The following is a 13,629-nucleotide window of genomic DNA, read 5'->3' as shown; positions in this document are numbered from 1 at the left end:
CCTTATTTGCCGCCGAGCGTTACAAACAGGGTAAGGAGCCCCAGCATGCCGATAATCATGGCGAACGCGTAGTGGTAGATGTAACCGGATTGCAGGAAGCGAATCACGCTGGCGAACCAACCGATGAAGCGTGCGCTGCCGTTGACGAGACCGTCGATGACCACGACGTCGCCTTCTTTCCACAGGCCGCGGCCGATGGCCACCGCACCGCGTGCGAAGACGACTTCGTTGATCTTGTCCATGTAGTACTTGTTCTCGAGCAGCGTGTAGATCGGGCCGGCCGCGCGACGAATCACCGCCGGCAGGTCCGGGCGAACCAGATACAGGAACCACGCCGTCACGACGCCCGCAATGGCGAGCCACAGGGGCAGCGACTGCACCGAATGCAGCGCCATCGGCAGCCAGCCATGGAATTCCTTGGCCATTTCTTCGATCGCGCCGTGGTTCTCGCCGACGAAGATGACCTTCTCGAACGCCACGCCGTGCGTGAAGAAATTGCCGTAGATCATGGGGCCGATTGCGATGGCGCCGATGATCACCGAGGGGATCGCGAGCAAAACCAGCGGCACCCAAACGACCCACGGCGTTTCGTGCGGTTCGTGCGCATGACCGTGATCGTCGTGACCATGACCATGGCCGTCGTCATGATGATTGCCGCTGTGCGCGGCCGATTCCGCGCCGTGGCCGTTGCCGAAATCCTTCGGATGACGGAAACGCTCTTCGCCGTGGAACACCATGAAGTACATACGGAACGAATACAGCGCCGTCACGAACACGCTCGCGACCACGGCAAAGTATGCGAAGCCCGAGCCCGGCAGGTGCGAGAGGCCGACGGCATCGATGATCGAGTCTTTCGAATAGAAGCCGGCGAAGAACGGCGTGCCGATCAACGCAAGCGAACCGACGAGCGACGTGATCCACGTGATCGGCATGTATTTGCGCAGACCGCCCATGTTGCGCATGTCTTGATCGTGGTGCATGCCGATGATGACCGAACCCGCGCCGAGGAACAGCAACGCTTTGAAGAACGCGTGGGTCATCAAGTGGAACACCGAGATCGAATACGCCGAGGCGCCCAGCGCCACCGTCATGTAGCCGAGCTGCGAGAGCGTCGAGTACGCGACCACGCGCTTGATGTCGTTCTGGACGATGCCGAGAAAGCCCATGAACAGCGCCGTAATCGCGCCGATCACCATGATGAACGAGAGTGCCGTATCGGACAGCTCGAACAGCGGCGACATGCGCGAGACCATGAAGATACCGGCCGTCACCATCGTCGCCGCGTGAATCAACGCGGAGATAGGCGTCGGGCCTTCCATCGAATCGGGCAGCCAGACATGCAGCGGGAATTGCGCCGACTTACCCATCGCGCCGATGAACAAGCAAATGCAGGCGACCGTCAGCAAGCCCCACTGCGTGCCCGGGAACGTGAGCGCCGCGAGCGCCTCGCGCTTGGCGAACACTTCGCCGTAGTTCATCGAACCTGCGTAGGCGAGGATGAGACCGATGCCGAGCAGGAAGCCGAAATCGCCGACGCGGTTCACGAGGAACGCCTTCATGTTCGCGTAGATCGCGCTTTCACGAGTGAAGTAAAAGCCGATCAACAGATACGACACGAGACCCACCGCTTCCCAGCCGAAGAACAGCTGCAGGAAGTTGTTGCTCATGACGAGCATCAGCATCGAGAACGTGAACAGCGAGATGTACGAGAAGAAGCGCTCGTAGCCGTCGTCGTCGGCCATGTAGCCGATCGTGTAGATGTGAACCATCAGCGACACGAAGGTGACGACGCACATCATCATCGCCGTGAGCGAATCGACGAGGAAGCCGACTTCGAGCTTGAGCGCGCCGACCCTCATCCATTCATAGACGGTCGCGTTATAGCTCGCGCCGTGCAGCACGTCGGCGAACACCATCGCCGACAGAATGAACGAGATCAGCACGCCGAGGATCGTGACCCGGTGGCTACCCTTGCGCCCTACCAGCTTCCCGCCAAGACCTGCAATCAGCGAGCCGGCGAGCGGTGCGAGCGGAACCGCCAGCAGCAGGTTTTCATTGAGTGTCGTGGACATAACCGCAGTGCCTGAATTTAACCTTTGAGCTGATCGAGATCCTCGACGTTGATCGTGTCGAGGGTACGGAACAGAGTCACGAGAATCGCGAGACCGATCGCCGCTTCGGCTGCGGCCACCGTCAACACGAAGAACACGAAGATCTGCCCGTGTATGTCGCCAAGGTAGTGCGAGAACGCGACGAAGTTCGTGTTCACCGCGAGCAAGATCAGTTCGATCGCCATCAGGATGATGATGACGTTACGACGATTCAGGAAAATGCCGACGACGCCGATCGCAAACAAGATCGCGCCGAGCACGAGGTAATGAGCCAGAGTCACCATATTTTTCTCCTCGATGCTCAACGGTTGCTATCGACGCTGCCTGCGCCAACATTGGCGTTCGGCTCGCCGGCGGCGCCTTCGGCGGTAGCCGGCAGCGTCGCCTTCTCGGCCTGCATCTTCACGATGCGCACGCGATCTTGCGCGCGCACCTTCACTTGGTCAGACACGCGCTGGCGCTTGCTGTCCTTGCCCTTGCGCGCGGTCAGCGCGATCGCCGCGATGATCGCGACGAGCAACACGAGCCCCGCCACTTCGAAGGCGAACACGTAATCGGTGTAGATCACCTTGCCGATCAAGTACGTGTTCGGCATCGCGCTTGCGCCAGCAGCCGCGGCCGCCGCATCGCGCACCGGCGTGCTGGTCGCGCCGTAGCCGTGCCAGAGGATCAGCGCCGTCTCGACGATGATGATCGCGCCGACGATCGTGGCCATCGGCACGAAGCGCTTGAAGTCTTTGCGCAGCACGTCGAGGTTGATGTCGAGCATCATCACGACGAACAGGAACAGCACCATCACCGCGCCCACATAGAGCAAGACCAGCAGGATCGCGAGGAATTCGGCTTCGAGCAGCATCCAGATCGCCGCCGCGTTGAAGAACGCGAGCACGAGAAAGAGCGCCGACCCCACCGGGTTGCGCGACGTGATCACCTTCAACGCCGACACGGTCAGGAGCAGCGCGAAGATGTAAAACAGTACGGTCGTGAATTCCATGATTACCGGTTCATCGTTAGCTCATCAATTAGGCGTAGTGGTCGCAAGCGGCACACCGCTTCTCACCGCGGCGGAGAAACCACCGCGTCACCCCAACAACGCGTCGAGCAAATGCAACTGCGTCAATGCTTGTCAACGATACGGCGCGTCGGCCGCTTTCGACGCCGCGATCTCGGCCTCGTAGCGGTCGCCCACCGCGAGCAACATGTCCTTGGTGAAGTACAAGTCGCCGCGCTTTTCGCCGTGGTACTCGAGGATGCTCGTCTCGACGATCGAATCGACGGGGCAGCTTTCCTCGCAGAAACCGCAGAAGATGCACTTGGTCAGGTCGATGTCGTAGCGCGTCGTGCGGCGCGTGTTGTCCGCGCGCACTTCCGACTCGATCGTGATGGCAAGCGCCGGGCACACCGCTTCGCACAGCTTGCAGGCGATGCAGCGCTCTTCGCCGTTTTCGTACCGGCGCAGCGCATGCAGGCCGCGAAAACGCGGCGAGAGCGGCGTCTTTTCCTCGGGGAACTGCACCGTGAACTTGCGGCGGAACGTGTAACGGCCCGTCAGCGCCAGCCCCTTGAGCAGTTCGGTCAGGAAAAACGTCTTGAAGAAATTTTGGATGACATTCATTTCGCTCGCCCTTTATTTCCAGATGTTCAGCGGCGACATGATCCAGAAGCCGACCACGATCACCCAGACGATGCACACGGGCAGGAATACCTTCCAGCCGAGGCGCATGATCTGGTCATAGCGATAGCGCGGGAACGTCGCGCGGGCCCAGATGAACACCGACAACAGAAGGAACACCTTCAGCATGAGCCAGAAGATGCCAGGAATGAACGACAGGAAGCCGAACGGCGCGCTCCAGCCGCCGAGGAACAGCGTGGCCGCCAGCGCCGAAATCACGATCATGTTGATGTACTCGGCGAGGAAGAACAGCGCGAACGCCATCCCCGAGTAATCGATCATGTGGCCCGCGACGATTTCGGACTCCCCTTCCACCACGTCGAACGGGTGGCGGTTCGTTTCGGCGATGCCCGAGATGAAATAGACGACGAACACGGGCAACAGCGGCAGCCAGTTCCACGAGAGGAACGTGACGCCATGCGAGGCAAAGAAGCCGCGCATTTGCGAGCCGACGATATCCGACAGATTCAAGCTGCCCGAGGTCATCAGCACGACGACGAGCGCGAAACCCATCGACACTTCGTACGAGACCATCTGCGCGGCGGCGCGCATGGCGCCGAGGAACGCGTACTTCGAGTTGGAGGCCCAGCCTGCCAGAATCACGCCGTACACGCCGATCGACGAAATCGCGATGACGTAGAGCAGGCCCGCGTTGATGTTGCCGAGCACGGCTTGCGCTTGGAACGGGATCACGGCCCAGACCGCGAACGCGGGCACCACCGTCATGATCGGGGCGATCAGATAAAGCCAACGGTTCGCCGCCGTCGGCTGAATCACTTCTTTGAGCAACAGCTTGAGCACGTCGGCGATCGGCTGCAACAAGCCTGCGGGGCCGACGCGGTTCGGCCCGAGACGCACGTGCATCCAGCCGATGAGCTTACGTTCCCAGAGAATCAGGTACGCCACGCACAGCAGAATCGCGACGGAAACGACGAGGATGCGCACGAGCGCCCACACCGTGGGCCAAGCCGCACCGAGCGCCTGCGCGCCCCCTGCGTTGATCGTATCGAACAAGCTCATTACGCCTTCTCCACCACGAGTTCACCGAACAGAGCGCCGAGCGCAGCGCCAAGCGTCGTGCCGGCCGATACGCGCACCGCCGTTTCCGCGAGCAGCGCATCGCGCGTCGCGCCGGCTTGCACGGAACGATCGCCCTGGCGCACGCGCACCGCATCGCCTTCCGTAAGTCCCAACTTGTCGAACAACGCGGCCGAGAGGCCGATGACCTCGCCCGTGCGGCTCGCAGCGGTCAGATGCAGCGACGGCGCGCGGCGCACGAGCGCATCGGCGTGATAGATCGGCACATCGGCAATGCGCTCGAGCGCGCCGGCGGCTTGCGCGCCGCGCGAGAGCGCCGCGTCGGTGCGGTTGTTCAAGCGCGATGCATCGACGCCTTGCGGCAACGCCGCGGCGCGCACGTCTTCGACGGAGTCGTACTCGAAACCGGGCAAGCCGAGCACGTTGCCGAGCACGCGCAGCACCTTCCACCCCGGACGCGTTTCGCCGAGCGGGCGCACAACGCCGCTAAACGCCTGCAACGTGCCTTGCGCATTGACGAACGCGCCGGCCGTTTCCGTGAACGGCGAGATCGGCAGCAACACGTCGGCGTAGTCGAGGCCCGTCTTGAACGGCGACATCACGACGACCGTCTCGGCCTGGCGCAGCGCGGCAAGCGCCTGCGCGGGGTTGGCCGTATCGAATTCCGGTTCGAAGTTGAGCAGCACATAGCCCTTGCGCGGCTCGTCGAACGCTTGGCGCGCGTTCAAGCCCTGCGCGCCAGGCAGCGCGCCGACCAGATGCGCACCGACGGTGTTCGCCGCTTCCGTGAGGAAGCCGAGCGTCGCGCCCGTTTGTTCGGCGATCCACTGGGCCAGCGCATGAATGCGCGAAAACTCGGGATGCTGCACGGCGCTGTTGCCGATCAACACGGCGCGCTTCTCGCCGCTCGCAAGCGAGGCGGCGATCTCTTGCGCCGCAGCCGTGGCCTCCACGCCCGCGGCGCCCTGCGGCAACGCGACGTTGTGCGCTTGCGCGACGGCAGCGGCGATGCCGGCCAGCGTGTCGACCCAGGCCGACGGTGCGGCGACGATCGTCTTCGCGGTCGGGATCAGCGAGTTGTCGCCCGTTGCGTGCAGCAGATGCAGCTTGGCGCCGCTACGCGCGGCTTGGCGCAGACGCGCGGCCATGAGCGGATGATCGCGACGCAGGAACGAGCCGATGACGAACGCGCTATCGAGCGTCGAGAGATCGGCGAGCTGCATGCCGAGCCACGGCGCGCCGGCGCTTGCGCCGGAGAAATCGGACTGACGCAGACGGAAGTCGACGTTAGCCGTGCCGAGCGCTTGCGCCAGCTGCTTGAGCAGGAACAATTCCTCGACCGTGCTATGCGCGCTGCCCAGCATGGCGAGCGCATTCGCGCCGTGATCGGCGGCCACGCCTTTCAGGCTCTTGGCCACGTATTCGAGCGCGGTCTGCCAATCGGCTTCGATCCACTCGCCGCCTTGCTTGATCATCGGCTGCGTCAAGCGCGCTTCGCTTTTCAGCCCTTCGTACGAGAAGCGGTCCTTATCGGAGATCCAGCACTCGTTGATGGCTTCGTTCTCGAGCGGCAGCACGCGCATGACGCGGTTGTTCTTGCTTTGCACGACGAGATTGGCGCCGACCGAATCGTGCGGGCTGACCGACTGGCGGCGCGAGAGCTCCCACGTGCGGGCGCTGTAGCGGAAGGGCTTGCTCGTGAGCGCGCCGACCGGGCACAGATCGATCATGTTGCCCGACAGTTCGGAATCGACGGTCTTGCCGACGAACGTCGTGATCTCCGAATGCTCGCCACGGCCGAGCATGCCGAGCTCCATGACGCCGGCAATCTCTTGACCGAAGCGAACGCAGCGCGTGCAGTGAATGCAGCGCGTCATTTCTTCCATGGAGATGAGCGGGCCGACGTTCTTGTGGAACACGACGCGCTTTTCTTCCGTGTAGCGCGAGGCCGACTTGCCGTAGCCGACGGCCAAGTCCTGCAACTGGCACTCACCGCCTTGGTCGCAAATCGGGCAATCGAGCGGGTGATTGATGAGCAGGAATTCCATCACCGACTGCTGCGCCTTGACGGCCTTCTCGGACGTCGTGCGCACGACCATGCCGGCCGACACGGGCGTCGCGCAAGCGGGCACGGCCTTGGGCATCTTCTCGACTTCGACGAGGCACATACGGCAGTTGGCCGCGATCGAAAGCTTCTTGTGATAGCAGAAGTGAGGAATGTACGTGTCGACCTTATGCGCAGCCTGGATGACCATGCTGCCTTCGGGCACCTCGACCTTCTTCCCGTCTATTTCAAGTTCAACCATGATGGTGAATGGTCCTTAACCTATTACCGCTCAATCTTTTGCTCGCTGAACCGCCCGCCGAAGGTCCTTCGGCGGGCGGTTGGAATGAAGCGATGATTCCGTGCAGCGCGCCGTTACGCTCACGGCGCAGCCGCTAGGCGATCGCCGCGTCGGCAGCGCTCGGGACACTCGCGTGGCCGCCGACCAGGCAACGCTTGTGCTCGACGTGATATTCGAATTCGTCCCAGTAGTGCTTGAGCATGCCGCGCACGGGCATCGCCGCCGCATCGCCAAGTGCGCAAATCGTGCGGCCCATGATGTTCTCGGCCACCGAGTTGAGCAGGTCGAGATCTTCCTTGCGGCCCTGTCCATGCTCGATGCGATTGACGACGCGATAGAGCCAGCCGGTGCCCTCGCGGCACGGCGTGCATTGCCCGCACGACTCTTCGTAGTAGAAGTACGACAGACGCAGCAGCGAGCGCACCATGCAGCGCGTTTCGTCCATGACGATCACCGCGCCCGAGCCGAGCATCGAACCGGCCTTCGCGATCGAATCGTAGTCCATGTCGGTCTGCATCATGAGCTCGCCCGGCACCACGGGCGCGGACGAGCCGCCCGGAATGACGGCCTTGAGCTTCTTGCCGCCGCGCACGCCGCCGGCCAATTCCATCAACGTGGAGAACGGCGTGCCAAGCGGGATTTCATAGTTGCCCGGACGCTCGACGTCACCCGACACCGAGAAGATCTTGGTGCCGCCGTTGTTCGGCTTGCCGAGTTCGAGGTACGCCTGCGGACCGATTTCGAGCAGGAACGGAACCGCCGCGAACGTCTCGGTATTGTTGATCGTCGTGGGCTTGCCGTAGACCCCGAAGCTCGCCGGGAACGGCGGCTTGAAGCGCGGCTGGCCTTTCTTGCCTTCGAGCGATTCGAGCAGCGCGGTTTCTTCGCCGCAAATATAGGCGCCGTAGCCGTGATGCGCGTAGAGCTCGAACGAGAAACCCGAGCCCAGGATGTCATTGCCGAGGTAGCCTGCGCGGCGCGCCTCGTCGAGCGCCTCTTCGAAGCGCTTGTAGACTTCGAAAATCTCGCCGTGGATGTAGTTGTAGCCGACCGTGATGCCCATCGCATACGCGCCGATCGCCATCCCTTCGATGAGCGAATGCGGGTTCCAGCGCAGGATGTCGCGATCCTTGAACGTGCCCGGTTCGCCTTCGTCCGAGTTGCAGACGAGGTACTTCTGCCCCGGAAACTGACGCGGCATGAAGCTCCACTTCAAGCCCGTCGGAAAGCCCGCGCCACCGCGGCCGCGCAAGCCCGATGCTTTCACGTCAGCAATCACTTGCTCGGGCGGGATCTTCTCTTCGAGAATCCGTCGCAGCTGCTTGTAGCCGCCGCGCGCGACGTAATCGTCGAGATGCCAATTCTCGCCAGTGAGGCCCGCGAGAATCAGCGGTTTGATGTGACGGTCGTGCAGAGACGTCATTTCGAAAGCTCCTCGAGCAAAGCGTCGATCTTCTCGCGGCTCATGAAGCTGCACATGCGGTGATTGTTCACGAGCAGCACCGGTGCGTCGCCGCACGAGCCGAAGCATTCGCCTTCCTTGAGCGTGAACTTGCCGTCGGGCGTCGTTTCACCGAAGTCGATGCCGAGCTTCTGTTTCAAATAATCGGCCGTGGCCTCGGCGCCGCCGTGCGGCCCGAGCTGGCACGGCAGGTTCGTGCAGAGCGTGATCTTGTGCTTACCGACGGGCGAGGTCTCGTACATCGTGTAGAAGGTCGCGACCTCCTGCACGGCGACGGCCGGCATGCCCAGGTAATCGGCCACGAACTGCATCAGTTCGGGCGACAGCCAGCCGTGCTCCTCTTGAGCGACGGCCAACGCCGACATCACGGCGGACTGTTTCTGATCGGCGGGATACTTCGCCACCGCGCGATCGATTTCTTTCAGGCCTTCAGCTGAGATCATTTTGAGAACACGAACTCTTTCAATTCCTACCGAACGAAAACCTGCCGCCTTTGCTCGTTGCGGCAGACCCGGCGCGGCTGGCGGGAGGCTTCGCCCCTCGCCTGCTACGCGCCGTGCGGCGCTTACCGGTCGATTTCGCCGAACACGATGTCCTGCGTACCGATGATGGTGACGGCATCCGCGATCATGTGACCGCGCGCCATCTCGTCGAGCGCGGCCAGGTGGGCATAACCGGGCGCGCGAATCTTGAGGCGATACGGCTTGTTCGCGCCGTCCGACACCAAGTAGATGCCGAATTCGCCCTTCGGATGCTCGACCGCGGCATACGCCTCGCCTTCCGGCACGTGAAACCCTTCCGTGAAGAGCTTGAAGTGGTGAATCAGCTCTTCCATGTTCGACTTCATGCCCACGCGCGAGGGCGGTGCGACCTTGTGGTTATCGATCATCACCGGTCCCGGGTTCTTGCGCAGCCACTCGATGCACTGCTTGGCGATGCGGGTGGACTGGCGCATTTCCTCGACGCGCACGAGGTAGCGGTCGTAGCAATCGCCGTTCACGCCGACGGGGATGTCGAAATCGAGCTGATCGTACACCTCGTACGGCTGCTTCTTGCGCAAATCCCACTCCACCCCGGACCCGCGCAGCATCGCGCCGGTCAATCCGAGCTGGAATGCGCGCTCGGGGCTGACGACGCCGATGCCGACCAAACGCTGCTTCCAGATCCGGTTATCGGTGAGCAGCGTTTCGTACTCGTCGACACAGCCCGGGAAGCGCGTGAAGAAATCGTCGATGAAGTCGAGCAGCGACCCTTGCCGCGCTTCGTTCATCCTTTCGAGCGCCTTCGCATTGCGAATCTTCGACGCCTTGTATTGCGGCATGGCGTCGGGCAGATCGCGATAGACGCCGCCCGGGCGGTAGTAGGCCGCGTGCATCCGTGCACCCGACACCGCCTCGTAGACGTCCATGAGATCCTCGCGCTCGCGGAAGGCGTACAGGAACACCGCCATCGCACCGACGTCGAGCGCGTGCGCGCCGATCCACATCAAGTGGTTCAGCACGCGCGTGATTTCGTCGAACAGCACCCGGATGTATTTCGCGCGAATCGGCACGTCGATGCCGAGCAGCTTCTCGATGGCAAGCACGTAGCCGTGCTCGTTGACCATCATCGACACGTAGTCGAGACGGTCCATGTACGGCACCGACTGAATGTACGTCTTGTTCTCGGCGAGCTTTTCCGTCGCACGATGCAACAGGCCGATATGCGGATCGGCGCGTTGGATCACTTCGCCGTCGAGCTCGAGCACGAGGCGCAGCACGCCGTGCGCTGCCGGGTGCTGCGGGCCGAAGTTGAGCGTGTAGTTCTTGATCTCTGCCATGGCGACCTCTTAGTGTTTCAGACCGCCGTAGCGATCCTCGCGAATCACGCGCGGCGTGATTTCGCGCGGCTCGATCGTCACCGGCTGGTATACGACGCGCTTCTCTTCCGGGTCGTAGCGCATTTCGACATAGCCCGATACCGGGAAATCCTTGCGGAACGGGTGACCGATGAAGCCGTAATCGGTCAGGAGGCGACGCAAGTCGGGGTGGCCATCGAACACGATGCCGTACAGGTCGAACGCTTCGCGCTCGTACCAATTGGCCGAATTCCAGATGTCGACGACGGACGGCACGAGCGGCAGGTCGTCATCGGGTGCGAATACGCGCACGCGCACGCGCCAATTGTTCGACACCGACAACAGATGCAAGACGGCGGCGAAGCGCGGACCGTCGTAAGCGCCGTCGCCGTAGGTTTGATAGTCGATGCCGGCCAGATCGATCAGCTGCTCGAAGCCGAGCGCGCGATCGTCGCGCAAGCGCTTGGCGACATCGAGGTAGTCACCCGCCTTCACGACGATGGTCAGCTCGCCGATCGATTCGGTGATGCTCGTCAGACGGCCGCCAAAGGCCGCCTCGAGGTTCGCTTTGAGAGTCTCGAGTTTGCTTGCCATATTGTGGGGGAAGCTTGCGCTTATTGACGGGCGATGGTGTTGGTGCGGCGAATCTTCGCCTGCAGCTGGATCACGCCATAGACGAGCGCCTCGGCCGTCGGCGGGCAGCCGGGCACATAGACGTCGACCGGAACGATGCGATCGCAGCCGCGCACCACCGAATACGAGTAGTGGTAGTAGCCGCCGCCATTCGCGCAGGATCCCATCGAGATCACCCAGCGCGGCTCGGCCATTTGGTCGTACACCTTGCGCAGCGCGGGCGCCATCTTGTTGCAGAGCGTGCCGGCCACGATCATGACGTCGGACTGACGCGGGCTAGGACGGAATACGACCCCGAACCGGTCGAGGTCGTAGCGGGCCGCGCCAGCGTGCATCATCTCGACCGCGCAGCAGGCGAGCCCGAACGTCATGGGCCAGAGCGAACCCGTGCGCGTCCAGTTGATCAGCTTGTCAGCCGTCGTGGTGACAAACCCTTCCTTCAAGACCCCTTCGATACTCATTTGCTGTGTACTCCAGACGGGACGGCGAGCTTCGCAGCGCCCGCGAGAAACCGGCGATTAATCCATCACTCCCACTCGAGCCCGCCCTTGCGCCAGATGTAGGCGAAACCGAGCAAGAGTTCGAGCAGGAAAATCATCATCGCCATGAAGCCGAGCCAGCCGATGTCACGCAGGGCGACGCCCCACGGAAACAGGAACGCGGTCTCGAGATCGAAAATGATGAACAGGATTGCGACGAGGTAGTAGCGCACGTCGAACTTCATGCGCGCGTCTTCGAATGCCTCGAAGCCGCACTCGTACGGCGAATTCTTTTGATTGTCGGGGCGGCTGGGGGCGAGGACCTTGCCTATAGTGACAAGTGCAATGCCTAAACCGGCGCCCACAAGAAGGAAGAGCAATACGGGGAAGTAGGCTGCGAGGTTCAAGACTATCCTCTTTCGGTTGGTTCTGAGTACCGTAGGGATCGGTCCCACCCCTACAGACAATCACTTCGTCCTACTCGTCTTCGCAAGGTACACCGCATGGAAGACGTAAGCATGACCCCAGAAGTGACAATGCCAGCCGAAGCGAAGCAAGCGGCTGGCATTGGATAACTTTGGTGCCGACGGCGAGACTCGAACTCGCACAGCTTTCGCCACTACCCCCTCAAGATAGCGTGTCTACCAATTTCACCACGTCGGCACTAACTGCAATCCGGGACACAACTTATCGAAACCCGCGAATCGCTTCAAGACTTAAATTCTAACGTGTTCCCTAGAATTGTTCAACGCACAAATGCGACTTGATGCGAAATTTCTTACTTCGGAACGGCGTTGCTCGACGGTGCAGCAGCCGCGGCGGGCGCCGACGCCGTTGGCGCGGAAGCCGCCACCACGGCCGATGCGACCGGCGCGGACGCCGCGCCGAGCAGACCCGCCGACGGCTTGGACTTGTACGAGCCGAGGTAGGTCAGCGTCAGCGTCGTGGCAAAGAAAATTGCTGCGAGAACCGCGGTCGTGCGCGATAGAAAGTTTGCCGAACCGGTGGCGCCGAACAGGCTACCGGAGGCTCCGCTACCGAATGCCGCACCCATGTCTGCGCCCTTGCCATGCTGCAACAGCACGAGGCCGATGATGCCTAGTGCCGACAACAGCTGCACGACGATGATCAACGTTTTCAAAAACAGCATCTGACTCACCTAATTTGAGGTTTCAGCGCCCCGCGCGGTTTGCCCGGAACACCGCTTCGCGCGTTGCGCTCGACGTTCAGCCAGCTTGGCTCGCCGCTTTCGCCGCCGCGCAAATCGCGAGGAAATCTTGACTCTTGAGCGACGCGCCGCCGATGAGGCCGCCGTCGATATCCGCTTGCGCGAACAGTTCCTGGGCGTTCTCGGGTTTGACGCTGCCGCCGTACAACAGCGCCACGCCGGCGAGCGCCGCATCTTTTTGCATCAGGCGCGCGCGCAGGAACGCATGCACCTCTTGTGCTTGCCGGGCCGTCGCGCTGCGCCCCGTGCCGATGGCCCAGACGGGCTCGTAGGCGACGATGATGCGCGCCGCCTCTTGCACCGACAACAGGTTCAGCACGGCGTCGAGCTGCCCGCCCACGACCGCTTCCGTCGTGCCCGCCTCGCGCTCGTCCAGCGTTTCGCCGATACAGACGATCGGCGTGAGGCCGGCCTCGAGCGCGCGCCGCGCTTTCGCCGCGACGAGCTCGGAGCCTTCCGCATGATAGGCGCGGCGCTCCGAATGACCGACGATGGCGAGCGTGGCACCGAATTCGACCGCCATCTCGGCCGCGACCTCACCGGTATAGGCGCCGTGCGTGTAGGTGGAAATGTCTTGCACGCCCCACGCGAGCGGCTTGCCCGCGAGTTGCGACTGCACTTGCGCGAGATAAGGCGTAGGCACGCAAACGCCGATGCGCACGGCATCGGCCATCGCACCCACCCCTTCGGCAACCGACTGCAAGAGCGCGGCGTTATCCGCCAGACGCCCGTGCATCTTCCAATTGCCGACCACCCACTTCACTCGCTGTTTCGACATGTCTTGCCCGTGTATTGTGTCTCGCCGCCGGCCAGGCCGCCGTGCC

The 13,629-nt window shown here is 62.4% G+C and carries 14 protein-coding genes and 1 tRNA gene; all 15 read right to left on the bottom strand.

Annotation, left to right across the window (positions count from 1 at the left end; translation table 11 throughout):
* Positions 1-2 precede the first annotated feature (2 nt).
* The 15 genes from nuoL to tpiA all read right to left on the bottom strand — a co-directional run bounded on the left by nuoL (position 3) and on the right by tpiA (position 13,583).
* On the bottom strand, positions 3-2,072 hold the full coding sequence (nuoL, locus tag MMB74_RS17965; RefSeq protein WP_277430006.1) for an NADH-quinone oxidoreductase subunit L: 2,070 nt from the start codon (positions 2,070-2,072) through the stop codon (positions 3-5).
* Positions 2,073-2,089: 17 nt separating this feature from the next.
* A complete protein-coding gene (gene nuoK / locus MMB74_RS17960) occupies positions 2,090-2,395 on the bottom strand; it encodes an NADH-quinone oxidoreductase subunit NuoK (RefSeq protein ID WP_277430005.1) in 306 nt (101 codons plus the stop codon).
* Positions 2,396-2,412: 17 nt separating this feature from the next.
* Positions 2,413-3,105 carry an NADH-quinone oxidoreductase subunit J gene (locus tag MMB74_RS17955; protein ID WP_277430004.1) on the bottom strand — a complete coding sequence of 231 codons (693 nt, stop codon included), beginning with the start codon at positions 3,103-3,105 and terminating at the stop codon, positions 2,413-2,415.
* Positions 3,106-3,237: 132 nt separating this feature from the next.
* Positions 3,238-3,726, bottom strand: a complete 489-nt coding sequence (gene nuoI, locus MMB74_RS17950; RefSeq protein ID WP_277430003.1) for an NADH-quinone oxidoreductase subunit NuoI — start codon at positions 3,724-3,726, stop codon at positions 3,238-3,240.
* Positions 3,727-3,738: 12 nt separating this feature from the next.
* Positions 3,739-4,803, bottom strand: coding sequence for an NADH-quinone oxidoreductase subunit NuoH (gene nuoH / locus MMB74_RS17945; protein ID WP_277430002.1), 1,065 nt, complete (start codon positions 4,801-4,803; stop codon positions 3,739-3,741).
* A complete protein-coding gene (gene nuoG, locus MMB74_RS17940; RefSeq protein WP_277430001.1) occupies positions 4,803-7,127 on the bottom strand; it encodes an NADH-quinone oxidoreductase subunit NuoG in 2,325 nt (774 codons plus the stop codon). The genes nuoH and nuoG overlap by 1 nt, the downstream gene beginning before the upstream one ends.
* Positions 7,128-7,260: 133 nt before the next feature.
* A complete protein-coding gene (gene nuoF / locus MMB74_RS17935) occupies positions 7,261-8,589 on the bottom strand; it encodes an NADH-quinone oxidoreductase subunit NuoF (RefSeq protein WP_277430000.1) in 1,329 nt (442 codons plus the stop codon).
* On the bottom strand, positions 8,586-9,071 hold the full coding sequence (gene nuoE, locus MMB74_RS17930) for an NADH-quinone oxidoreductase subunit NuoE (protein WP_277429999.1): 486 nt from the start codon (positions 9,069-9,071) through the stop codon (positions 8,586-8,588). Before nuoE ends, nuoF begins: the two co-directional genes overlap by 4 nt.
* 122 nt (positions 9,072-9,193) lie before the next feature.
* The gene (locus MMB74_RS17925; RefSeq protein WP_277429998.1) at positions 9,194-10,447 is read right to left on the bottom strand and encodes an NADH-quinone oxidoreductase subunit D; all 1,254 of its coding nucleotides are present in this window, start codon (positions 10,445-10,447) and stop codon (positions 9,194-9,196) included.
* Between the two features lie 9 nt (positions 10,448-10,456).
* Positions 10,457-11,059: an NADH-quinone oxidoreductase subunit C gene (locus MMB74_RS17920; protein WP_277429997.1), complete on the bottom strand. Its 603-nt coding sequence runs from the start codon at positions 11,057-11,059 to the stop codon at positions 10,457-10,459.
* 20 nt (positions 11,060-11,079) lie between these two features.
* Positions 11,080-11,559, bottom strand: a complete 480-nt coding sequence (locus MMB74_RS17915) for an NADH-quinone oxidoreductase subunit B (RefSeq protein WP_006052903.1) — start codon at positions 11,557-11,559, stop codon at positions 11,080-11,082.
* A gap of 65 nt (positions 11,560-11,624) precedes the next feature.
* A complete protein-coding gene (locus tag MMB74_RS17910; RefSeq protein WP_277429996.1) occupies positions 11,625-11,984 on the bottom strand; it encodes an NADH-quinone oxidoreductase subunit A in 360 nt (119 codons plus the stop codon).
* 171 nt (positions 11,985-12,155) lie between these two features.
* Positions 12,156-12,240, bottom strand: a tRNA-Leu gene (locus MMB74_RS17905).
* Positions 12,241-12,355: 115 nt separating this feature from the next.
* On the bottom strand, positions 12,356-12,727 hold the full coding sequence (gene secG, locus MMB74_RS17900; RefSeq protein WP_277429995.1) for a preprotein translocase subunit SecG: 372 nt from the start codon (positions 12,725-12,727) through the stop codon (positions 12,356-12,358).
* A gap of 76 nt (positions 12,728-12,803) precedes the next feature.
* Complete coding sequence (gene tpiA / locus MMB74_RS17895; RefSeq protein WP_277429994.1) at positions 12,804-13,583, bottom strand: triose-phosphate isomerase; 780 nt, start codon at positions 13,581-13,583, stop codon at positions 12,804-12,806.
* Positions 13,584-13,629 lie beyond the last annotated feature (46 nt).

This window comes from Trinickia sp. Y13, from assembly GCF_029522115.1.
In the GTDB taxonomy this organism is placed as follows: Bacteria; Pseudomonadota; Gammaproteobacteria; order Burkholderiales; family Burkholderiaceae; genus Trinickia.
The sequence above is the reverse complement of the archived record's forward strand: the minus strand, read 5'-3'. Positions and strand labels throughout refer to the sequence as shown.